Origin of the sequence: Streptomyces sp. SN-593, assembly GCF_016756395.1 — a bacterium.
In the GTDB taxonomy this organism is placed as follows: domain Bacteria; phylum Actinomycetota; class Actinomycetes; order Streptomycetales; family Streptomycetaceae; genus Actinacidiphila; species Actinacidiphila reveromycinica.
This window is the reverse complement of sequence record NZ_AP018365.1, coordinates 3,410,787-3,432,705: the sequence shown is the minus strand read 5'-3', so window position 1 is coordinate 3,432,705 and position 21,919 is coordinate 3,410,787. Positions and strand designations below refer to the sequence as shown.

The 21,919-nt window shown below is 75.3% G+C and carries 20 protein-coding genes and 1 pseudogene; 10 read left to right on the top strand and 11 right to left on the bottom strand.

The genetic code is table 11. From position 1 onward, the window contains the following. Window positions 1–4: 4 nt before the first annotated feature. Together RVR_RS14105 and RVR_RS14100 are read right to left on the bottom strand one after the other, a co-directional pair. Entirely contained in the window at window positions 5–673 is a 669-nt protein-coding gene (locus RVR_RS14105; protein ID WP_202234188.1) for an HAD family hydrolase, read from the bottom strand. A 221-nt stretch (window positions 674–894) separates the two neighbouring features. After that, on the bottom strand, window positions 895–1,812 hold the full coding sequence (locus RVR_RS14100; protein ID WP_237404732.1) for a ScbA/BarX family gamma-butyrolactone biosynthesis protein: 918 nt from the start codon (window positions 1,810–1,812) through the stop codon (window positions 895–897). Between the two features lie 172 nt (window positions 1,813–1,984). On the opposite strand from RVR_RS14100, the gene RVR_RS14095 reads away from it, so the two are divergent. From RVR_RS14095 to RVR_RS14085, 3 genes are all read left to right on the top strand, one after another. Then, window positions 1,985–2,626, top strand: coding sequence for a ScbR family autoregulator-binding transcription factor (locus RVR_RS14095; RefSeq protein WP_202234186.1), 642 nt, complete (start codon window positions 1,985–1,987; stop codon window positions 2,624–2,626). A 90-nt stretch (window positions 2,627–2,716) separates the two neighbouring features. Beyond that, window positions 2,717–3,385 carry an HD domain-containing protein gene (locus RVR_RS14090; protein ID WP_202234185.1) on the top strand — a complete coding sequence of 223 codons (669 nt, stop codon included), beginning with the start codon at window positions 2,717–2,719 and terminating at the stop codon, window positions 3,383–3,385. 85 nt (window positions 3,386–3,470) lie between these two features. Beyond that, complete coding sequence (locus RVR_RS14085) at window positions 3,471–4,181, top strand: copper homeostasis protein CutC (protein WP_202234184.1); 711 nt, start codon at window positions 3,471–3,473, stop codon at window positions 4,179–4,181. 96 nt (window positions 4,182–4,277) lie between these two features. On the opposite strand, the gene RVR_RS14080 is transcribed toward RVR_RS14085, so the two are convergent. Further along, window positions 4,278–6,311 (bottom strand): HelD family protein, encoded by a 2,034-nt coding sequence (locus RVR_RS14080; RefSeq protein ID WP_237405311.1) that lies wholly within the window; start codon window positions 6,309–6,311, stop codon window positions 4,278–4,280. Window positions 6,312–6,740: 429 nt separating this feature from the next. On the opposite strand from RVR_RS14080, the gene RVR_RS14075 reads away from it, so the two are divergent. Beyond that, on the top strand, window positions 6,741–6,911 hold the full coding sequence (locus tag RVR_RS14075; RefSeq protein ID WP_202234183.1) for a hypothetical protein: 171 nt from the start codon (window positions 6,741–6,743) through the stop codon (window positions 6,909–6,911). A 73-nt stretch (window positions 6,912–6,984) separates the two neighbouring features. Here RVR_RS14075 and RVR_RS14070 read toward each other — a convergent pair whose 3' ends face one another. Together RVR_RS14070 and RVR_RS37555 are read right to left on the bottom strand one after the other, a co-directional pair. Continuing rightward, entirely contained in the window at window positions 6,985–8,640 is a 1,656-nt protein-coding gene (locus RVR_RS14070; protein ID WP_202234182.1) for a DNA repair helicase XPB, read from the bottom strand. A 147-nt stretch (window positions 8,641–8,787) separates the two neighbouring features. Next, window positions 8,788–9,246 (bottom strand): hypothetical protein, encoded by a 459-nt coding sequence (locus RVR_RS37555; RefSeq protein ID WP_237404731.1) that lies wholly within the window; start codon window positions 9,244–9,246, stop codon window positions 8,788–8,790. A 643-nt stretch (window positions 9,247–9,889) separates the two neighbouring features. Between RVR_RS37555 and RVR_RS39135 the strand changes: the two are divergent. Together RVR_RS39135 and RVR_RS38900 are read left to right on the top strand one after the other, a co-directional pair. Continuing rightward, window positions 9,890–10,015 (top strand): annotated as a pseudogene (locus RVR_RS39135) (LPXTG cell wall anchor domain-containing protein); the annotation flags it as partial. A gap of 114 nt (window positions 10,016–10,129) precedes the next feature. Further along, complete coding sequence (locus tag RVR_RS38900; RefSeq protein WP_346731453.1) at window positions 10,130–11,182, top strand: VanZ family protein; 1,053 nt, start codon at window positions 10,130–10,132, stop codon at window positions 11,180–11,182. A gap of 84 nt (window positions 11,183–11,266) precedes the next feature. On the opposite strand, the gene RVR_RS14055 is transcribed toward RVR_RS38900, so the two are convergent. Beyond that, on the bottom strand, window positions 11,267–13,723 hold the full coding sequence (locus RVR_RS14055; RefSeq protein WP_202234180.1) for a helicase C-terminal domain-containing protein: 2,457 nt from the start codon (window positions 13,721–13,723) through the stop codon (window positions 11,267–11,269). 89 nt (window positions 13,724–13,812) lie between these two features. Here RVR_RS14055 and RVR_RS14050 point away from each other — a divergent pair, with 89 nt between their 5' ends. Both RVR_RS14050 and RVR_RS14045 read left to right on the top strand, forming a co-directional pair. Then, the gene (locus RVR_RS14050; protein ID WP_202234179.1) at window positions 13,813–14,946 is read left to right on the top strand and encodes an HAAS signaling domain-containing protein; all 1,134 of its coding nucleotides are present in this window, start codon (window positions 13,813–13,815) and stop codon (window positions 14,944–14,946) included. A 243-nt stretch (window positions 14,947–15,189) separates the two neighbouring features. Continuing rightward, window positions 15,190–15,819: an HAD family hydrolase gene (locus tag RVR_RS14045; protein WP_272933081.1), complete on the top strand. Its 630-nt coding sequence runs from the start codon at window positions 15,190–15,192 to the stop codon at window positions 15,817–15,819. Here RVR_RS14045 and RVR_RS38895 read toward each other — a convergent pair. Further along, entirely contained in the window at window positions 15,798–16,130 is a 333-nt protein-coding gene (locus RVR_RS38895) for a hypothetical protein (protein ID WP_346731452.1), read from the bottom strand. The genes RVR_RS14045 and RVR_RS38895 overlap by 22 nt on opposite strands. A gap of 274 nt (window positions 16,131–16,404) precedes the next feature. On the opposite strand from RVR_RS38895, the gene RVR_RS38600 reads away from it, so the two are divergent. Beyond that, window positions 16,405–16,788, top strand: coding sequence for a cold-shock protein (locus RVR_RS38600; RefSeq protein ID WP_202234178.1), 384 nt, complete (start codon window positions 16,405–16,407; stop codon window positions 16,786–16,788). A 116-nt stretch (window positions 16,789–16,904) separates the two neighbouring features. On the opposite strand, the gene RVR_RS14030 is transcribed toward RVR_RS38600, so the two are convergent. The 4 genes from RVR_RS14030 to RVR_RS14015 form a co-directional block, all read right to left on the bottom strand. Continuing rightward, window positions 16,905–17,732: a 1,4-dihydroxy-6-naphtoate synthase gene (locus RVR_RS14030; protein ID WP_237405310.1), complete on the bottom strand. Its 828-nt coding sequence runs from the start codon at window positions 17,730–17,732 to the stop codon at window positions 16,905–16,907. Window positions 17,733–17,868: 136 nt separating this feature from the next. Further along, on the bottom strand, window positions 17,869–18,645 hold the full coding sequence (locus RVR_RS14025) for a futalosine hydrolase (protein ID WP_202234177.1): 777 nt from the start codon (window positions 18,643–18,645) through the stop codon (window positions 17,869–17,871). A 75-nt stretch (window positions 18,646–18,720) separates the two neighbouring features. Next, the gene (locus RVR_RS14020) at window positions 18,721–19,212 is read right to left on the bottom strand and encodes a hypothetical protein (RefSeq protein ID WP_202234176.1); all 492 of its coding nucleotides are present in this window, start codon (window positions 19,210–19,212) and stop codon (window positions 18,721–18,723) included. A gap of 130 nt (window positions 19,213–19,342) precedes the next feature. Then, window positions 19,343–20,719 (bottom strand): MFS transporter, encoded by a 1,377-nt coding sequence (locus tag RVR_RS14015; RefSeq protein WP_430393132.1) that lies wholly within the window; start codon window positions 20,717–20,719, stop codon window positions 19,343–19,345. Between the two features lie 261 nt (window positions 20,720–20,980). Between RVR_RS14015 and RVR_RS14010 the strand changes: the two genes are divergently transcribed. After that, window positions 20,981–21,916 (top strand): DUF3027 domain-containing protein, encoded by a 936-nt coding sequence (locus tag RVR_RS14010; RefSeq protein ID WP_202234175.1) that lies wholly within the window; start codon window positions 20,981–20,983, stop codon window positions 21,914–21,916. The last annotated feature ends 3 nt before the right edge of the window (window positions 21,917–21,919 follow it).

Here is a 21,919-nt window from a genome sequence, read left to right as displayed (position 1 = left end):
CCGGTCAGCGGGAGTACCAGGAGAAGATGTTCGGGTCGTCGAGCGAGGCCACCCAGATGTCGACGGTGGCGGCGAGGTCCTCGCCGGGCCAGGGGCCGACGCCCATGGTGCGCAGGCCCGCGCGGGTGGCGGCCTCGATGCCGCAGGCGGAGTCCTCCACGGCGAGGGACTCCGCGGGGTCGGCGCCGCACAGGCGTACCGCGGTGAGGTAGACGTCGGGGTGCGGCTTGGGGCGGACGTCGGGCCCGGGCACCACGATGTGGTCGAAGTGCTGCCGGAGGTTGGCGGTGCGCAGGCAGGTGTCGACGACGTCGAGCGGGCAGTTGCTGGCGACCGCGAGCGGGGCGAACTTCGCCGCGTTGGCGACGAGTTCGCCCGCGCCGGGCATGGTCTGCGGGTCCTCCGCGACGAGCGCGCGGAAATGGTCGAGCAGCCGCTCGGTGAGTTCGCCGCCGAGTTCCGGGCGCCCCGATTCGTCGGCCATCAGCTGACCGCATTCCGTGTAGTGCAGGCCCTTGCTCCGCTCGGCGAAACCGTCCGCCGTGGTCAGCCGGAAATCACGCAGGGTCAGATCGCGGGCGTCCTGCCAGTGCCGCTCGGTGTCCATCAGGGTGCCGTCGCAGTCGAAGACGATCGCCGTCGGGGTCCACGAAAAGAGGGGGTGAGAGGTCATGGGGGGAAGGTCCGTTCGAGGAATGCCTGAAAGCGCCGAGAGGGCCGTCGGTAATGCAGGCCGACAGACGGATGCGCGCTGTTTCGTCAGGCGGGCGCGGGCTCTCGGCGAGCGCGTCCGTAAATCCCGCGGACTGCGCGGAATTAGGAGGGGACCGCCGAGAACATATCGATCGTTACGTTATGGACGGCCGCGCATGGTAGTCAAGTGAATGCAATAAGTCACACCGCGTGTCGGTCGTATCCGAGGACTCCGTAGGCGGTGCAGGCCGGGCCCTGCCGGACGCGGAAGACACATGTGCGGTCGTGCGGCACCGGTTCGATCAGGGCCGGCGGCGTGAACTCGGTGAAGCGCCTGGCCACCATGCGGCCGGTGAGCGGCCGCAGCAGCGTGCCGCCGCTCGCCTCGGCCGCGGCCTGCCGGGCCGCCTCCAGCAGCACCATCCCGGGCACGTGGTCGCTGGCGTGGTCGAAGAAGAACGGGTGGCGCGGGTCGGCCGGTTCGACCGCGAGGGTGCCCGCGCGCCGGGTGATCAGCACGTCTCCGGCGCCGCCGACCGCGAGCGCGGCGGGGGAGGGGCGGTCGTCCGCGGCGTGCGTGTGCGCGGGCGGGGGCGGTGACCAGGGCGCCGGCACGGGGGTGCCGTGCCGGCCCCGCACCGCCGCGTAGCCGTCCGGGTCGACGAAGCGGGCGCCGCCGCCGGCCCGCGCGAACCGGTGGCCGCCGCAGGCGTAGTGCACCTCCAGCCGCAGACCGGTGACCGCGCCGAGGGCGTCCCTGCGGACCCGGCTGACCGCGATCGCGCAGGTCACCTCGGTGGCGCCGTGGCCGGCCCGCGGCTCCCGCCCGGGGGAGAGCGCGAAGTACAGGTCGCCGATGAGCAGACGGGCGCTCTGCGGCACCCCGAGGAAGCGCAGCGGCAGGTAGATGCCGAGTTGGCGCAGTGTCTCGACCACCAGCAGCGGGCTGTGCAGGTCCGACCCGTCGCGGGGGAAGGTCGGGTGCGAGCGCGGCCAGCACGCCGCCGCCTCGAACCCCCCCGTTCGGTCCGGCCGTACGTCGGTGAGCAGTACCTCGGCCACCGACGAGCGGTGCACCCATTCCCGCGCGACCGTGCGGGACCAGCTCAGGCCCGGCATTGCGCCATTTCCGGAGTTCCGTCCGGAGTCATCCCCGACCAAAGAATTCATACCATAAGAAGAACTCACGTCCGGCAGATACGCACGCGCGTCATCAGGGGCCAGGTGCCGTTCGGTGTGCGCGACACGCTAGATTGCCGTCGTCGGCGACGAAGCGGCTATCGGAGTGAATGTGCAGGGGCGAGCGGAGACGACGCGCAGGTGTCTGGTGGAGGCGGCGGCGCGGTTGTTCGACGAACACGGTTATGCCGGCACCAGTATCAGCGATATCAGCGCCCTGTCCGGGCGTACCAGCGGTGCGATCTACTTCCATTTCGGCAACAAGGAGCAACTGGCCCTCTCGGTCGTCGAGGCGCACTTCGCGACCTGGCCGGAGATGATCGCCCGGGTCCGGGGTTCGTACGCGTCCGCGCTGGAGAAGCTGGTGAAGCTGAGCTTCGAGGTCGCCCGCGCCTTCCGCGACGACGTGGTGGTGCGCGCCGGGTCGCGGCTGTGGACCGAGCGGCGGGCCATCGACACCCCGCTGCCCGCGCCGTTCCTCGGCTGGATCGACACCGTGGGCTCGCTGCTGGGCGAGGCGCGCGCGCAGGGTGAACTGGCGGGCGGGCTCGCGCCCGAGACGGCCGCGGTCGGCGTGGTCTACGCGTTCTTCGGGATGCACACCGTCTCCGACGCGCTCGACGGGCGCGACCAGATCGAGGACCGGCTCTACGACCTGTGGCTGCTGCTGCTCGCCGGGCTCCAGGCCAGGCCCGACGCGACCGCCCTGCTGGCGCGGGTGGGCGCGGTGCGCGCGCCCTGCCTGGTGCCGTGACCGGCCCCGTCGGGAGCCGCGCGGTCGGCCCGCCGTGCCGCCCCGGGGGGTGGGGACGGGCACCCGGGCCGGCCGTGGACAATGATCGGCATGCCCGAGAGCCGAGCTGAAGCCCATCCCCGTCACGCCGCCCTGCTCGCGGAGTGGTCCGAGCTGCTGAGGCGCTGCCGGAGCGGTGCGGACGAGACCGATCCCGCCGTCTACGGGCGGGAGTTGCTGGCCCGGTGGGCGGAGCCGCAGCGGCGCTACCACACGCTCGACCACCTGGTCGCGGTGCTGGCCCGGGTGACGGAACTGACGGTGTACGCGCACGACCCGGACACGGTGGCGCTCGCCGCCTGGTTCCACGACGCGGTCTACCGCCCGGACCGCAGCGAGAACGAGGAGCGCAGCGCCGCGCTGGCCGAACGGGCGCTGGCCGAGGCCGGGGTGGACGCGGAGCGGATCGCACAGGTCGCCCGGCTGGTACGGCTGACGGTGGACCACGACCCGGCCGAGGGCGACGCCGACGGCGAGGTGCTGTGCGACGCCGACCTGGCGGTGCTGGCCGGCGACCCGGCGGCGTACGCCGCGTACGCCGCCGAGGTCCGCGAGGAGTACGGCTTCGTGCCGGACGAGGACTTCCGGGCCGGCCGCGCCGAGGTGCTGCGCCGGCTGCTCGCGCTGCCGCGGCTGTTCCGGACCGAGTACGGCCGGACCCACTGGGAGCAGGTGGCCCGCCGCAACGTCGGCACCGAACTGGAGTTGCTGGAGGCATAGGCCACCGTCCGACCCGGGCCCCCGCGGCGCCGTCGATGCCCCCCGACCCTCGCGCGGATGGGGCTGGTGTGGCACCCTTGCTCATATGTCTAGACCAATCTTCGAGGTGATCGCCCTCGGCGCGGAGGATGCCGTTGCGGCCCAGGAGGGCGGCGCCGACCGCCTCGAACTGGTCACCGATATGGCCGCCGACGGGCTCACACCCTCCCGCGCGACCTTCGGCGCGATCAGGTCCGCGGTGCGCATCCCGCTGCGCGTCATGCTGCGGCTGTCCGACGGCTTCGGCGCCGGCGACGCCCGCGAGCTGGACGTGCTGTGCGAGACCGCGCAGGGCCTGCGGGCCGAGGGCGCCGACGAGTTCGTGCTCGGCTTCCTCGACGCGCGCGGCCGCGCCGACCTCGACGCGGTGCACGCGCTGGTCGACGTGATCGACGGCTGCCGCTGGACCTTCCACCGCGCGATGGACCGCGCCGTCGACCGTGACGCGCTGCGCCTGCAACTCGCCGGCCTGCCCGGCCTGGACACCTACCTGACCGCCGGCTCCGCGCACGGCGTCGGGGCCGGGCTGACGGTGCTGTGCGACGAGGCCGCACGGTCCGGCGAGCCCGGCTACGAGCCGGAACTGCTGGTCGGCGGGGGGCTGCTGCTCGACCACGTGCCCATGCTGCGCGCCGCCGGGCTGGCCGGCTTCCACGTCGGCGGCGCGGTGCGGCCCGGCGGATGGGCCGCACCCGTGGACGTGTCCGCCGTGCGCACCTGGCGCGAAGCGCTCGACTCGCCGGTGGCCGTCGGCTGAGCCGGCGTCACCAGGAGCCCGTCGAACCCCGGGCCCGTCGAACCCCGGGCCCGTCGAACCCCGGGTCGGCCGGCCCCGGGTCGGCCCGGCCCCGGTTCAGCCGGCCGCCGCCAGGGCGGCCGGCAGCGGGGCGCAGTGCAGCACCGTCAGACCCGAGACCGCACGGGTGAGGCAGACGTACAGGCGGCGCAGACCGGTCCGCTCGTCGGGTTCGGCCGCGACGATCGCGGCGGGGTCGTCCATCACCACGTAGTCGTACTCCAGGCCCTTGGCCAGCGAGGCGGGGACCAGGGTGAGGCGGGCGGCCGCCGAGGTCTCCTCGCCGGGGGACAGGTACGGCAGGCCGGCGGCGTCGAGCGCGGCCGCCAGCGCCGGGACGCGCGGGTCGGCCGCGATGAGCCCGATGGAGCCCTCGTGGCCGAGCGACTCGCGGCAGGCGGCGACCACGGCCGCGTCGAGCGCGTCCTCGGCGGTCGGCCGCACGTAGAGCGCGCCGGGCGACTCGCGGACGGAGGTCGCCGGTGCGAGGCCGGGGGCGATGGACGGCAGCAGCCGGGACGCGTAGGCGATGACCTCGCGCGGCACGCGGAACCCCCGGGTCAGCTCCTCGACGCGGGCGTCCGGCTTGCCCAGGTGCGACAGCGCCTCGGCCCAGGACCCGGTCGCCCACGGCGTGGTGCCCTGCGCCAGGTCGCCCAGGATCGTGGCCGACCCGGTGGAGCAGCGCCGCCCCACCGCGCGGTACTGCATCGGCGAGAGGTCCTGCGCCTCGTCGAGCACCACGTGGCCGAGCGAACCGGTGCGCTGCACCAGGTCGTTCGCCTCGTCGACCAGCACCGCGTCGGCCGCCGACCACTTCGCGGAGGCGAGCCCGCGGGCCGGCTTCGCCCACAGCAGCACCTGCTGCTCCTGCTCCGACAGCAGCCCGTCGGCGCAGGAGGCGAGGAACTCCGGGTCCGACAGCAGCCGCAGCACGGTCTTGGCCGGATCGACCGGCGGCCAGCACGCCTTGACCGCGGCCTTCACCGCCGCGTTGCGTGCCACCGCGTCCTGCACCCGGTCGTCGGGCGCCTCGCCGGACCGCTCCATCTGCACCAGGACCGCGTGCGCGATCCGCTGCGGCAGCGCCTCGCGGGCGGCCCCGTACCGGATGTCGCGGTCGGCCATCTCCCGGACGATCTCCTCCAGTTCGTAGGCGGGCACCCGCCAGCGCCGTGAACCGCGCACCACCACGACCGGCTCGGTCGGCATGCTGATGCCCGAGCGGACCGCGCGCCGCAGCACCTCCGCCATGCGCGCGTCGCCCTTCAGCCGCGCGGTGGCCGCCGTGTCGGTGCCGCGCACCGGGACGTGGGCCACCAGGTCGTCCACGGTGGCCTGCTTGACCTGGAGTTCGCCCAGCGCGGGCAGCACCTGCTCGATGTACTGGAGGAACGACGCGTTCGGTCCGATCACCAGGGTGCCGGTGCGGGCCAGCCGCTCCCGGTGCGCGTAGAGCAGGTAGGCCACCCGGTGCAGGCCGACCGCGGTCTTCCCGGTGCCGGGCGCGCCCTGCACGCAGACGGTGCCGCCGACCCCGGCGCGCACGATCTCGTCCTGCTCGGGCTGGATCGTGGCCACGATGTCGCGCATCGGCCCGACGCGCGGCCGCTCGATCTCCGACTGGAGCAGCTTGCTGGAACGGTCCGCCTCGGCCGGGTCGGTCAGGTGCTCGTCCTCGTACGCGGTCAGGTCGCCGCCGGTGTAGCCGAAGCGGCGGCGCAGCCGCACGTCCATCGGCTCGACCCGGGAGGCGCGGTAGAACGGCTGCGAGACCGGGGCACGCCAGTCGATGACCATCGGGTCGCCGCCGGCGTCGTGCACGTGGCGGCGGCCGATGTAGAAGCTCTCCCCGCCCGCCCCCTCGGCGGCCACGACGCCCGGTGCGTGCAGGTAGTCGAGGCGGCCGAAGAAGAGCGGGGTGCCGGCGAGGTCGGCGAGCGCCTTGATGCGCACCTCGATCTCGCCGGCGAGGATCTTCGCGTTGACCCAGTTCCCGGTGACGTCGCTGATGTCGAGTGCCTCCACGTCCTGCCGCATGGCGCGCAGGGCGGCCCGGGAGGCCGCGAGGTGGGCGCGCTCGCGGCCCAGCGGGCCGGTGGCGTCGGTGGCGCCGGGAGCGTCGCCGGCGTCGGCGGGAGCGTCGGTGGCGCCGGCGGCGGAGGACGCCGCGGGGGTCGTCGGGACGGGCTGGTCGGGGGCGTGCGAGGGCACGGCTTGGCCTCCGGGCAGGTACGTGGGCGCGTACGGCGGCGCGTACGCACGCGGTGGTGACACGAAGGGGCCGGCCGGTTTCCGTCCGGGCGGCGGCACTCCCGTCAGGGAGGCGGCAAGACGCGGAACTATACGCGCCGGGCCGCGGCGGCGCGAACCGGTTTCCGGGCGGCCGGCCGCCGCCCTTCTCGGGGTGACCCCGACACGCCCGTCAGGGTCGCGGGTCCGCCCGAGGTCGCAGCCGCGGCTCCCGATATCCGTCCATGGCCCGACGTCGGCCGCCCGTGTGATCCCTACGGTGGAGACATGGCCTCCACCACACTTCCCCCAGGTCCCACCGTCCACGGCGGCACCGCGCTCGGCGCCCGCCCCGGCCACCCGCGCCACGTCGTCGGCGACGCGCTGCGCGCGGTGAAGGTGTTCGTCACCACGGCCGTGGAGGTCGTCCTCCTCGGCGCCGACGGCAAGCGCTACTGAACCCGCCGGCCCGGCCCCCCGGAAGCGGGCTGCCGGGGGACCCCCGGGGCCCTGAGCCCGAGGCCCGGGTGCCTCACTCCTCCGCCTCCGCGGACCCCGCGAGCAGGTCGTCCGCGTCCACGATGCGGTAGGCGTAGCCCTGCTCCGCCAGGAACCGCTGGCGGTGGGCGGCGAAGTCCTGGTCGATGGTGTCGCGGGCCACCACGGAGTAGAAGCGCGCCTCGTGCCCGTCGGCCTTCGGGCGCAGCACGCGGCCGAGCCGCTGCGCCTCCTCCTGGCGCGATCCGAAGGTGCCGGAGACCTGGATCGCGACCGTCGCCTCGGGCAGGTCGATCGAGAAGTTCGCCACCTTCGAGACCACCAGCACCGACAGCTCGCCGCGCCGGAAGGCGTCGAAGAGCTTCTCGCGCTGCGCGTTCGTGGTCTCGCCCTTGATCACCGGGGCGTCCAGGTGCGCGCCCAGCTCGTCCAACTGGTCGATGTACTGCCCGATCACCAGGGTCTGCTGCCCCGCGTGCTTGGCCACCAGCGCCTCGGTCACCCTCCGCTTGGTCGCCGTGGTCGCGCAGTAGCGGTACTTCTCCTCGGTCTCCGCCGTCGCGTACGCGAGCCGCTCGCTCTCGGTGAGGTTCACCCGGACCTCCACGCAGTCGGCGGGCGCGATGTACCCCTGCGCCTCGATCTCCTTCCACGGAGCGTCGAACCGCTTCGGCCCGATCAGCGAGAACACGTCGGACTCGCGGCCGTCCTCGCGCACCAGCGTCGCGGTCAGGCCCAGCCGGCGGCGCGCCTGGAGGTCGGCGGTGAACTTGAAGACCGGCGCCGGGAGCAGGTGCACCTCGTCGTAGACGATCAGCCCCCAGTCACGGGAGTCGAACAGCTCCAGGTGCGGGTAGACGCCCTTCCGCTTCGTGGTGAGCACCTGGTACGTGGCGATGGTGACCGGGCGGATCTCCTTGCGGGTGCCGCTGTACTCGCCGATCTCGTCCTCGGTGAGCGAGGTGCGCCGCACCAGTTCGTGCTTCCACTGGCGGGCCGAGACGGTGTTCGTCACCAGGATCAGCGTGGTCGCCTTCGCCTGCGCCATCGCGCCCGCCCCGACCAGGGTCTTGCCCGCGCCGCAGGGCAGCACGACCACGCCGGAGCCGCCGTGCCAGAAGCCCTCGACGGCCTGCTGCTGGTAGGGGCGCAGCGCCCAGCCGTCCTGGTCCAGCTCGATCGGGTGCGCCTCGCCGTCGACGTACCCCGCGAAGTCCTCGGCCGGCCAGCCCAGCTTCAGCAGCACCTGCTTGATCTGGCCGCGCTCCGAGGGGTGCACCGCGACGGTGTCCTCGTCGATCCGCGCGCCGACCAGCGGCTGCACCCGCTTCGAGCGCAGCACCTCCTCCAGCACGGGCCGGTCGGTGGTGGTCAGCACCAGGCCGTGCGCCGGGTGCTTGCTCAGCCGCAGCCGGCCGTAGCGGTCCATCGTCTCGGCCACGTCGACCAGCAGGGCGTGCGGCACCGGGTAGCGGGAGAACTCGACCAGCGCGTCCACCACCTGCTCGGCGTCGTGGCCGGCCGCCCGGGCGTTCCACAGCCCCAGCGGGGTCAGCCGGTAGGTGTGGATGTGCTCGGGGGCCCGCTCCAGTTCGGCGAACGGGGCGATCGCCCGGCGGCAGGCGTCCGCCCGCTCGTGGTCGACCTCCAGGAGGAGCGTTTTGTCGCTCTGGACGATCAAGCAGGACAAGGGGGCCTCCGAGGGATGGGCGAACAGACAACTGTACTTCGCCGCGCGGGTGGGGACGGGGGTGCGTCCGGACAGGCGAATCTGTGCGCGGCATGTGCTGCGCATACAAGATGAACAGTCCGATTTGATGTTTTCTGCCCCCATGGATCACCAGCAGACGAATCCCCCCACGGAGCCGCGCCGCCGGGGGACGTTCCGCGCCGCCGCGGCTTCCACGGCAGTGGTCGGCGCGGCGGTCATGGCCGCGGCCGGCCTGCTGCTGCCCGGCTCGCCGGCCGGCGCCGCCACCGCGGACGACGGCGGGACGACCGCCGCGCTCCGGTCCGCCGCCACCCCGTCGGACACGTCCTGGCCGAACGGCAGCGAGTGGCCGCCGAAGAGTGACGCACCGGCGCAGGAGCCGTCGTCGTCGGCGGCGGCAGCGGACGACGACGACACGTCGTGGCCGAACGGCTCCGCACCGACCGCCGCGCCCTCCACCGCGCCCGCCGAGCACCACCCCACCGGCGCACCGGGCGGGTACGGCGGCGGCTCGGCCCCGGGCCACGGCGACTCGTGGCCGAGCGGCAGTCCGGCGCCCAGCGACAGCGAGAGCTGCCCGCCCACGACGCCCCCGTCTCATCACCCGACGAAGCCGCCGACCGCTCCTCCGTCGCATCACCCGACCAAGCCGCCCACGGCGCCCCCGTCGCATCACCCGACGACGCCTCCGTCGCATCACCCGACGAAGCCGCCGACTGCTCCTCCGTCGCACCATCCGACGAAGCCCCCCACGACGCCTCCGTCGCACCACCCGACGACGCCTCCGTCGCATCACCCGACGAAGCCGCCGACCGCTCCGCCGTCCCACCACCCGACCAAGCCGCCGACCGCTCCGCCGTCCCACCACCCGACCAAGCCGCCGTCCCACCACCCGGGGCACCACCCGTCGCATCACCCGAGCCACCACCCGACCAAGCCGCCCACCACTCCGCCGTCCCAGCACCCAGGGCACCACCACCCGGGACACCACCCCTCGCATCACCCGAGCCACCACCCGACGACGCCTCCGTCTCATCACCCGACGAAGCCGCCGACCACTCCGCCCTCCCACCACCCGACCACTCCGCCGTCCCACCACCCGACGACGCCGCCGTCCGATCACCCGAGCACTCCGCCCACGACGCCTCCGTCGCACCACCCGGGCACTCCGCCCACGACGCCTCCGTCGCACCACCCGGGCACCCCGCCCACGACGCCGGCATCGACCCCGCCGTCCCTCCCGCACACCGGTGCGTCGGCACAGGTCGAGTGGGCCGCCGCGGCAGCCGTCACGGTGCTGGGCGCCGGCGGTGCGCTGGTGGTCTTCAGCCGCAGGCGAGGCCGTCACAACTGACCCCGCCCGCATGACCGTTCGACCCTTTCCGGCCGCCGTACGCCGCCCCGCGTACGGCGGCCGGTCGGGGGTAGGCGGCGCCAGGACAGTGCCTATGCGAGGGGGCCGGGTTCCATGGCGCTACGCGTCCCGCTCTTCCATACCGACCGGTCCTCCACGGCGGGCGGAGGGGCCACCACCCGGGCGGCGGGAAAGACCGCACCCAAAACCGGCTCAAAGCCGAAGCCGAAGCCCAAGCCGAAGTCCCCCGTCAAGGGCGGGTCCAAGGCCAAGGCCGCCGCGTCCCCGTCCACGGCGAAGCCCGAACCCGGCTCCGCGTCCGGAGCCGCGCGCCGGCCGAGGACCGCTGCGGCGCGTCCCCGTACGGCCGCGGACGGGTCGGCGACGAAGTCCCGCCGTACGCTCCCCGGTTGGTGGCCGGGCTCCGGCGGCGACGGCCGGACCGCGTCCGCCGAGCGGGCGTCCTCCGCCAAGACGGCAAAGCCCGCCAAGACGGCCAAGCCCGCCAGGCCCGCCGAACCGGCGAGGTCCTCCTGGTTCACCCGGTCCGCGAAGGCCGCCGACCCGTCCGCGAAGCCCGCGGCGGCGACGGCGGACGGGCAGCCCGCCGCACGCGAGCGGACCCCGCGCGCTCCGCTGCTCCAGCGCCACTCCGCCCTCGCGCTGACCGCCCGGGCGCTCGTCCTGGCCGTGCTCTTCGTGGCCATGGTGGCCTTCGCGGTCGCGCTGGCCCGGGTCACCCTCGTGCCCTCGCCCGCGTCCGACGCGCTCGTGCACGCCAACCTGCGGCCGGGCGCGTCGATCCGGGCCTACCTCGACCAGCCCGACCACCGCGACACCGTCAAGCAGATCGGCGGCAACGTCCTGCTCGGCGTGCCCTTCGGCATCCTGCTGCCGACCCTCTTCCCGCGCACCCGGGGCCTGGTCCGGGTCGTCGTCGTCACCGCGCTGGTGATGCTCATGGTCGAGAGCGCCCAGGGCACGCTGGTGGAGGGCCGCGCCTTCGACATCGACGACGTCATCCTCAACACCGCCGGCGCCCTGCTCGGCTACCTCGCCCTGGGACTGCGCCTCGGCCGTGCGCTCCACCCCCGGCGCCACCACTGGTACCACCGCTACGGCATCGGCACGGCGCCGCGGAGCGACCCGGCCGACCCCGGGCAGTGACCTCTCGGGGGACCGCCTCCGAGCCCCGGCCCCGTACCCGGTCCCGTGTCCGGCGCCGTACCCGGCGACCGTGGGCCGAGCCCGTCAGGAGGGGTCTTCGGTGAGCGTGGAGACGCCGGTGATGCGGTGGAGCGCGAAGGTGCGGGTCGCGTCGGCGGTGTGGTCGTAGGCGGTCACGTAGCCGCCCTCGACGCGGAGCGGGGCGATGACGCGCTGGGTGGCGGCGCCCTCGGCGTTCACGTAGCCGATCCAGACGGACTCGCCGGTCAGAGCCGCGGCCTGCACGGTCGCCAGGGTGTCGGCGGCCGGGGTGCGGGGCAGCCCGCCGTCCTGCGGGGCGGGGGCGCTGCGGGTGACGGTGGCGGCGCGGTCGCCGGCCCGGATCGCCCTGATCGCGGCGCCGAGCAGCGCGTCGTCGGGCGCGGGCGGACCGTCGGTCACCGGCAGCGGCGGCGTACGCGGCGGGGTGCGGCGGCCGTCGGGGCGGGTGATCAGGACGTCGCCGTCGGGGGACTCCGCGGCCGGGGCGAGGCCCATCGCGCGCAGCCGCTCCAGCAAGGTGGCCGGGTCGGCCTGCGCGGCCAGCACGGTCGGGGCCAGCCGGCGCAGCCCGAGGCCGTTCGCCCGGCGGTCGGCGAGGAGTTCGGTGAGCACCGCGTCGTCGTCGCAGCGCAGGTACGCGGCGGCCGCGCCGACCCGCAGCGTGCCGTGCCGCCGGGCCACGTCGTCGATGAGGTAGCTCAGCGGCTGCGGCACCGGCGTCCGCGAATGGGTGGCCAGGAACGACTGGAGGTCGGCGGCGCTGCGGCCGGCGTCCAGGGCGCGCCGCACCGTGGCCGGGGTGAAACGGTAGACCGTCGCGCCGCCCTTGGACTCGACGTCGGCGAGCACGCCCAGCATCTCGGCGAGCGGCGCGACCAGCGGGCCCGGGGCCACGGCGGTCAGGTCGGCCTGGAGCAGCACGTGGTCGAGCGGTTCCGGCAGCAGCGGCGCGAGCTCCGCGGCGGCCTCGTCCGGCGCGCCGGCCAGCAGCGGGCGGGCGTGCGCCGCGAGCGCGCCGCGGCCGGTGACGCCCAGTGTCTCGGCGTCGTGGAGGGTCCAGTCGAGCAGGTCGGCGCGCAGCGCGTCGGCGCCCGGCCGCAGCGGGCGGTCCCAGCGCAGCCGGGCCAGCAGCGACTCCCGCTCCGCCGCCGTGCCGGGCGGCTGCCCGGCGAGCAGGTCGAGCGCGCCGCGCCGCACCTGGGGCGCCAGCGAGCGGTCCAGGTCCGGGCCGAGCGCGGCCAGCGCCCGCCCCTTCGGGTCGCGGCTGCCGACCAGCCCGGCGGTGCGGGTCGCCGCCAGCCAGGCGGCGGCCAGCACCGCCCACTGCCGGTGCGCGGGCAGGGTCGCCCAGCCGTCGGCCGCGGGAGTCGGCGCGTACGCCTCGTCGACCTCGCCGTCCGCGGCCACCAGCCCGGCGGCGTAGGCCAGTTCGAGCCAGAAGGCGGCCTGCGGCTCGGGCAGGTCCAGGGTCGCCGCGATCCGCTTGAGATCGCGCACGCTGATCCCGCCGGCCCGCAGCACCGCCGGCCCGCCCGTCTCCCACGCGGCGAGCAGTTCCGCCACGGTGCGCACCGCGGTCAGCGCCTGACCGGCCGCGGTCATGTCGACGGTGCGCGCGGTGCGCGGCACCGGCACGACCGGCGGCGGCGCCGGCTGCGGCGCGCGGTGCGCCCGGCCGCCGCGCAGCGCCAGGGCCGCTTCGCGCGGCAGCACCACGTTGTGCGCGCCGGCGGGCAGCAGCAGGCCGCGGGCGAGCAGCCACTGCACGGCGGTGGTGGCGCCGACCGCCCGCACCGGCGCGGTCGCGTCCCGCACCTCGCCGTAGGGCGGGCCCCACACCAGCCGGTCGAGCACGGTGCCGACCCCCTCGGGCGCGGAGTCCAGCAGCGGGCCCAACCCGGCGGGGTCGGCGAAGAGTTCGGCCAGCGCGCGGGTCGCGCTCACCGGGTCGTGGGTGGCCGGCAGCCCCGCGTCGGCCACGATCTCCTGGAGCCGGGCCGGCGACATGCCCGCGGTGGCCTCGCCGACGGAGGGCCCGAGTCCGGTCGCGGACGCCACCGAGGGAGAGGGCGCGAGCACGTCCCGGGCCGCGCGCACCAGCCGCAGCCGGTCCTCGCCGCCCCAGACCACGCCCCGCACGCGCAGCCGCTCCACCGCGCCGGGCAGGGCCGCGGTGACCGCCGCCGCGAGGTCGGCGGGCAGCGGCGCGCCGAGCGGGGCGGCGGCCGGGTCCGCGCCGGCCATCAGCACGCGCAGTGCGTCGTACGGGCACGGGTCGGCGGCCACCGCCAGCGCCTCGGCGACCTGCCGGGTGAACGCGTCGACCTGGTCGAGCGCGCGCAGCACGGACGCGCGGGTGGCGGCGCGGCCGGCGAGCTGGGTGAGGTCGTTCGGGACCGGGGTGAGCAGATCCGGCCGGGCGCGCAGCAGGCGGGCCAGCGCGTCGTCGTCACGTGCGCGCAGGTCCTCCGCCAGGGTGCGCGGCTCTGCCGTATCCATCCCTCCCACATTAGCCGCACGGAGGTGGGGGGACCGGTACGGTCGTCGTGGCGGGCGGCGGTGCGGCGGACGGCGGAAGGAGCCCGGCGGTGGGCGTGGAGAGCGACCGGCTGGTGTTCGACTACCTGAGCCGGGTCGGTGACCTGGCGCAGACCGCGCTCCCCGCGGCGGACCGGATGCGGCTGGTGGCCCAGTTGAGGTCGGACATCGACAAGGCCAGGGGCGACGGCGACAACGCGGCGACGGTGCAGCGCATCCTCGGGCGGTTCGGCAGCCCCGACGAGGTGGTCGAGGCGGCGGCCGGCACGCGGGGGTCGGCCGGTGCCGGTGCCGCTTCAACGGCGGGCGCTCAAGAGCCGCCGGCCGGCGAGCCCGCGCCGGGGTCGTACGGGCCGTACGCGAAGGCGCGCCGGGCGGCGGTGCCGAAGTCCCGCGACTCCTCCCGGGGCGAGCCGGGGGAGGCGGCCGCGGAGTCGGCCGCGAAGGGGACGGCCGAAGAGCCGGGGGACCCGGGGGACGGGGCCGGGGACCGCACCCGGCGGGCGCAGCGGGGCCGGGGCGACCGGGAGCCGGAGTGGTGGGGCGGCGGCCCGGGCGACGGGCGCGCGCGGCTGGGGGAGGAGGTGCCCGGGCTGCCCGGGATGACCGGGGGGATCTTCATCCCGTTCGACGACGAGGAGTTGGCGGGTCGGGAGGCGGCGGAGGAGCCGCAGCCGCTCCCGGGTGCCCTGGCGGGGGGAGGGGGCGGTGGCGCGGAGGCGGCCGGGGCCGCGGGGGACGGCGCCCCGGCCGGGGAGGCGCCGAAGCAGCGGAAGGGGCTGCTGCGCGGGCTGCTGCGGCCGGGCGCGGGGGCGGGCGGCGGCGCCCGGGCCCGGGTACGCGGCTGGGGCAGCCCGATCCTGCTGCTCGCCGCCCTGCTGCTGGTGGCCGGTGTGGTGATCGGCTCCTGGATTCCGCTCGGACTCGGCTGGCTGGCCGGCTACCTCTCCCGCACCCTCACCCGTACCCAGGCCAAGATCGCGGTCTTCGGGGTGCCGGGTGCCACGGCCGTCGGCTTCGCCGTCTGGCTGTGGGGCCGCGGCAAGGGGCGGTGGGGCTCCCCAATCGCCCAGGGGCAGATGGGCCACGCGGTCCGGGACGACCTGCCCGTCGCGGTCCGCGTCGCCGCCGTCGGCTCGGCTCTCTACTTCGTCTGGCGCGCCCGCAGGTCCGCGAGCGGCTGACCGCACCCGCCCGGGCCGCCGTCCGGTCGGTTGCCGGAAGGGGCGCGGGGAACGGCGTGGCAGGCCGCCGACGGCCGGGAGGACCCGGCGCCCGCGGGAGGGGGCGGTTCCGGGGGCCCTGCCCGCCAGGTCTCGGCGGACCCGCCCACGGGTCCTGGCGGACCCGCCCACCGGGAGGCGGTCCCTCGGCGGAGGGGACGGGGGCACCCGGGGGCTCGTACGGCCGTCGGAGACAATGGCCGGGTGACCAAGAACCTCGCCGCACCGCTGACCGTCGGGTTCGACCTCGACATGACCCTGATCGACTCCCGCCCGGGGATCAAGGCGGTGTACGACCGGCTGGCCGAGGAGACGGGCACCTTCATCGACTCGGCCCTGGCCGTCACCCGCCTCGGCCCCCCGCTGGAGGACGAGCTGGCGAACTGGTTCCCGGCGGAGCGCATCCCGGAGATGGGCGACCGCTACCGCGCCCTCTACGTGGACCACGCGATCGTCCCCACCCCGGCGATGCCCGGCGCGGTGGCGGCGATAGAGGCGGTGCGGGCCGTGGGCGGCCGCCCGCTGGTCGTCACGGCCAAGCACGCCCCGAACGCCCGGCTGCACCTGGACCACGTCGGCATCGACGCGGAGCTGCGCGGCTGGCTGTGGGCGGAGGCGAAGGCCGAGGCGCTGGTCGAGTACGGCGCGTCGGTCTACGTCGGCGACCACGTCGGTGACGTGCGCGGCGCCCGCACCGCCGGCGCGCTGTCGGTGGCCGTGGCGACCGGTCCGTGCGGCGAGGACGAACTGCTGGCGGCGGGCGCCGACGTGGTGCTGGCCGACCTGACGGAGTTCCCGGCCTGGTTCGCGGACTACCGCTCCGCCGCGGCCTGATCCGCCGCGGGCCGTCCGCCCGCGACCGTACGCCCGGCGCTTCCCGCGCCTTCGCCCCGGCCCGCGCCTTCGCCCCGGCCCGTACCCGTCGTCGTGTGCCGCTGGGCGAGCGCGGACTTCAGCAGCCCGACCAGGGCCAGCGCGAGTCCCACCCCCATCAGCATCGACACGAAGTACGCGGGCGTCGGCAGCCGCTTGGTGTGCAGCAGCAGCGGCGCGACCGTCACCACGGTGCCGACGGCGCCGACGAGGAACGTGATCGCGCCGGTGCGGACCAGCAGGTCACCAGGGCCCAGGGTTTGTTTGCTCACCCGACAAGGGTAGGTCCGTGGGGTGGACGGAGTGGAAACGGAGTCGGAGCCGCCGGGCGCCCTGCCGTACGGCGGCGGGCGGCGGGTCCGCCGCGGGCGGCTGCCGGCCGGTCCCCCGAACGCCTGCCGACGGCGTTTTTCGGCTGCTCTCGGGTAATTTTCCAGCGGCCCCCCGGCGTGTTCGGGTAATTTCTAGTAGCTTCTGTCAGCTCCGAGATTTTCTGTCAGCTCCGAGTACTTCGGGCAACACCGAGCAATGAGGACGAGGTCGGACGTGCCTACCGGCAAGGTCAAGTGGTTCAACAGCGAGAAGGGCTTCGGCTTCCTCTCCCGCGACGACGGCGGCGACGTCTTCGTGCACTCGTCGGTCCTGCCGGACGGGGTGGCCGCCCTCAAGCCCGGCCAGCGCGTGGAGTTCGGGGTGGTGGCGGGCCAGCGCGGTGACCAGGCGCTCTCGGTGACGCTGCTCGATCCCGCGCCGTCGGTGGCCGCCGCCCAGCGCCGCAAGCCGGACGAGTTGCTGCCCATCGTGCAGGACCTCACCTCGCTGCTGGAGGACGTGGCGCGCTCGCTCCAGCGGGGCCGCTACCCGGACAAGGCGCACGGCCACAAGATCGCCTCGGTGCTGCGCGTGGTCGCCGACCAGCTTGATGTCTGACCGGCCGGCCGGAACCGGCCGGAGCACCCTGCTTTAACCGGGCTTTACTGGAATCGCGGATTCCGGTAAAGCCCGGGTGCGGGAATTCAGGTCACACGCGTCACGAATGCGCGGAGCTATGCGAAAGCCAGCGCGTCGGCCGGCAGCGGCGGCACCAGGCCCTCGGCCGCGGCGCGGGTGAGCAGCCCGCGCACCGCCGCGTAGCCGTCCTCGCCGAGGTCGGCGGTGAACTCGTTGACGTACAGCGCGATGTGCTGGTCGGCGACGGCGGGGTCCATCTCCTGGGAGTGGGCGAGGACGTACTCCCGGGAGCGCCCGGGCTCCTCCCACGCCTGCCGCACCGACGCCCTGGCCGCCTCCGCCAGCTCCCGCAGCCGCTCGGCTCCCAGCGACCGCCTGGCGATGATCGCGCCCAGCGGGATGGGCAGCCCGGTGGTGGCCTCCCAGTGCTCGCCCATGTCCGCGAGCTTGTGCAGACCGTAGTTCTGGTAGGTGAAGCGGGCCTCGTGGATGACCAGGCCCGCGTCGACCCGGCCGTCCCGGACCGCGGGCATGATCTCGTGGAACGGCAGCACCACGATCTCCCCCACCCCGCCGGGCACCTCGGCCGCCGCCCACAGCCGGAAGAGCAGGTAGGCCGTCGAGCGCTCGCTCGGCACCGCGACCGTCTTCCCGGCCAGGTCGGTGCCCGGTTCGCGGGTCAGCACCAGCGGGCCGCAGCCGCGGCCGAGCGCGCCGCCGCAGGGCAGCAGGGCGTAGTCCCGGAGCACCCACGGCAGCACCGCGTACGACACCTTGAGGATGTCGAACTCACCGCGCTCGGCCATGCCGTTGGTGATGTCGATGTCGGCGAACGACACGTCCAGCGCGGGCGCGCCCTCGACCAGGCCGTGCGCCCAGGCGTGGAAGACGAAGGTGTCGTTGGGGCAGGGGGAGTAGGCGATGCGCAGCGCCGCTGCCTGCTCCGGTCCGCCCTGTGCGGCGGGTCCGTCGTGTACGGCGGGTCCGTCCTGTGCGGCCGGTCCGCTCGGCGGCTCCTGGCCGTCCTGCCGCCGCGGTGCCGTCCGTGTCATCTGCTCGTCACCCATGATGTGCCTCACCCTCCAGTACGGCCGGCAGCCCTCCGAACGCGGCCGTCAGGGCCGCCAGCGCCTCCCCGATCCGCCATGCGGCCCGGTCGCGGGGCCCGACGGCGTTGGACACCGTACGGATCTCCAGCACCGGCACGCCCGCCGCGGCGGCCGCCTCCGCCACCCCGAAGCCCTCCATCGCCTCGGCCACCGCGCCCGGGTGACGGCCCGCCAGTTCGGCGGCGCGTTCGGCGCTGCCCGTCACCGTGGACACCGTCAGCACCGGTCCGTACGCCGCCGCGAGGGCGTCGGCCACCGCCCGGCCGAGCCGGGGCGGCGGCAGGTGCCGGGAGGTGCCGAAGCCCAACTCGGCGACGGGCACGAAGCCGTCGGGCGTCTGCGCGCCCAGGTCCGCGGCCGTGATCGCGCTGGCCACGGCCACCGCGCCGACCGGCGCGGCGGGGGCGAAGCCGCCGGCGATGCCCGCGCCGACCACCAGGTCGTAGGGATCGCCCGCGGCCTGCGCGCGGGCCAGCGCGGCCGCGGTGGCGGCGGCCGCGGCGGCGGGGCCGACACCTCCGGCCAGCACGGTGGCGCGCAGCGCGGGAGCGGCGGGGCGTTGTCCGTTCTCCGCCCCCGCGCCGACCACCGCCGCGGGGAGCGGGGGCGCCGTGGCCACCGCGTCCGGGGGCAGGGCGGCGGCCAGGCCCGCGGCTACGGCGTCGCGCTCGGCGGCCACCGCGGTCACCACCAGCAGGCGGCGTGCCGGAGCCGTCGTGCCGCTCATGGGTTCCACCGCCATCCGTTCACCGGCCCGCCGTGCGCGGGCGTCGAGGGGGCGCCGCCGTGCGACGGCCTCCGCTCAGTGGTCGCGCCGCAGTTCGAAGGAGACCACGCGGGTGACCTTCGCGCCGGTCGTGTCCGACGACTCGACGATGTTCAGCGTCACGCTGGACACCGGGCTGGTCTGGCCGGTCTGCGGGTCCTGCACGTGGAACAGCTCCGCGCTGTCCACCGTGAAGTAGGTCTTGTCCTTGAGCACCTCGTCGTTGGCGAGCGAGGTGTTCTGCACGATCAGCCAGCCCTTGTCGGCGATCGACGGGTCCACGCCGATGCGGACGGTGTCGCCGACCGGAACGGTGATGTGGTGCGTCGGCTTCTCCTGGAGGCACTTGGCGAAGACCGTCTGCGGCAGCAGCGCGCCCTTGGCGTAGCACCCCTTGCTCGCCGACGCCATCACTGACTTGCTGCCCACGGTGACCGTCGCCTCGGCGGTCGGCTTCGTGCAGGCGGTGAGGGAGATCAACCCGAGGGAGATGGCACCGAGGGCGGTGGCGGCGCGGCGAATGCTCATGGCAGGAGGCTACCGGGCGGGCGCCTCCGCTCCGCGCGCGGGTACGCCGTGTCCCGCCGGGCGCGGCCTGGTGGGGCGGGTCGCGCGCCCCGTGCGGACCCGCGCGCTCAGGCGACGCGGACTCGCGCGCTCAGGCGACGCGGGCCTTCGCCGAGGAGCCGTGGCGGGCGGCGCCGAGCAGCCCGCGCACCGACACCGAGAACGCCGTCAGCACCAGGCAGGCCGCCACCGCCATGCCGAGCGACCCGTTCAGCGGGAGCACGATGCCGATGCCGCCGCCGACCACCCAGGAAAGCTGGAGCACCGTCTCGGAGCGGGCGAACGCCGAGGTGCGGACCTCCTCCGGCACGTCGCGCTGGATCAGCGCGTCCAGCGACAGCTTCGCCAGCGCCTGCGCGATGCCCGCGACCGCGGTCACCGCGGCGACCGTGAACAGCCCGAACAGGCTCGCCGCCACCGACGCGGTCCCCAGCGCGCACACCAGGGCCGTCGTGATGATCACCTCGGGACCGCGGGCCTTGAGCCAGGCGCCGAGCGCGGTGCCCAGCGCGTTGCCGGCACCCGCTGCGACGGCCGCCACCCCGAGCGACAACTCCGGCGACAGCCCGCCCACCGGGTGCTCGCGCAGCATGAACGCGAGGAACATCGTCAGGAAGCCGGACAGCGAGCGCAGCCCGCAGTTGCCCTGCAACGCGTGCAGCACCGACGAACCGACGCCCAGCAGACCCGGCCTGCGCCCCGGGATGCCGGACGGCTCGGCCGACGCCTCCTCGTCGGCGCTCAGCCGGGCCCGGCGCTCGCCGCGCGTGGAGTCCACCTTGCTCGGCAGCGCCATGCTGAGCACCGCCCCGCACATGAAGATCGCGAAGGCGCCGTAGAGCGGCCACTGCGGTCCGATGGTGTGCAGCACGGCACCGACCGGGGCCGCGACGGCCGTCGCGAGCAGACCCGAAAGGGTGACCCGGGAGTTCGCCTTCACCAGGGTGGTGCGGTCCGGCAGCAGGCGCGGCACCACCGCGCTGCGCACCACGCCGTACGCCTTGGAGCCGACCAGGCTGCCCAGCGCCGCCGGGTACAGGCCCAGGCCGGCGTGGGCGACCATCCCGGCCATCGTCCAGGCGAGCACCGCGCGGGCCATCATCGACATCGCCATCGCGGCCCGCCGGCCGTGCTGGAGCCGGTCCAGGATCGGACCGACCACCGGTGCGAGCAGTGCGAACGGCGCCATGGTGATCAGCAGGTAGAGCCCGACCCGGTTGCGGGCCTCACCACTGGGGACGGAGAAGAACACGGTGCTGGCGAGCGCGACGGTGATCATCATGTCGCCGGCGGAGTTGACCGCGTGCAACTCGATCAGCTTCGCGAGGCCCGACTCGCCCGCGCCGCCCGCGTGTGTCGTGCGCCGGATACGGCGGCGCACCGCTCCCGCCGACCGCCCCACGCCGCTCGCGAGGGCGCGCCCGGCCCTGCGTGCGGGCCCTGGGCCCGCGGTCACGGTTCGTGCCACGTCGCAATCCTGCCCCAATTGGAAGACGGCGCACCCCCTCCTTTGCGCGCAGGGTGCGCACCGGTAGCGTGCGATCACGCAGAATGGGTGACAACAGGTGCGCCCGATGACGCTCGGGCAGGGCCGGGGAAGCGGGGAACTCAGGCGTCGAAGCGGTCCGTCGGTCCGCTCCGCCGAGGTTCTCCGCACTTCGGGTCCGCCCGCCCGCGGGCGCACACGTGAGACGGCGTAGAGAGAGAAACGATTTCTGTGAGTCCTGCGATGCGAAGCCGTACCCCTGACCGCCTGTGCGCCGAGGCGGTCGATGTCGCGCTGGCCGTGACGAGGGAGGCGGTGGGCGAGGCGTCGGTCGGAGAGCACCTAGGCGTGGTCGCCGAGGGAGACCGCGTGGTCACCCACCTCTTCGCCTGCACCGAGCCCGCCTACCGCGGCTGGCGGTGGGCGACCACGCTGACCCGCGCCTCCCGGGCGAAGGCCGTGACGATCGACGAAACGGTGCTGCTGCCGGGGCCGGACTCCGTGCTGGCGCCCGAGTGGGTGCCCTGGAGCGAGCGGCTGCGGCCGGGCGACATGGGCCCCGGCGACCTGCTGCCCACCGAGGCGGACGACCTGCGGCTGGAACCGGGCTGGACCGGTGACGGCGCGGCGGCGGTGGTGGCCGCCGCGGACGCCGGGACCGCCGAGGACACCGGGCGGGCCGCCGGGGCCGCCCCGGTCGCGGTGGCGACCGAGGACGCCGCGACCGCCGCCGCCGCGGCCGCTCAGGAGGCGGGAGAGGCCGCCGGGGCCGGCGAGGCGGGAGAGGCCGCCGTGACGGCCGGCGACGTGGTCACCGGCGGCCCGAGCATCGCCGAGATCGGCTCGGTCGCCCGGCAACTCGGCCTCGGCCGGGCCCGGGTGCTGTCCCGGTACGGCCTGCACACCTCCGCGGACCGCTGGGAGGAGCGGTTCGGCCCCAAGACGCCGATGGCCCAGGCCGCGCCCGCCAACTGCGTGAGCTGCGGCTTCCTGGTGCCGATCGGCGGCTCCCTCGGGCAGGCCTTCGGCATCTGCGCGAACGAGTACTCCCCGGCCGACGGCAACCTGGTCTCCCTCGCGTACGGGTGCGGCGGCCACTCGGAGGCGGCGGTGATGCCGAAGACCCCGGAGCCGGCGCCCATGGTCCTCGACGACCTCCACGACGACCAGACGGTGTGAGGC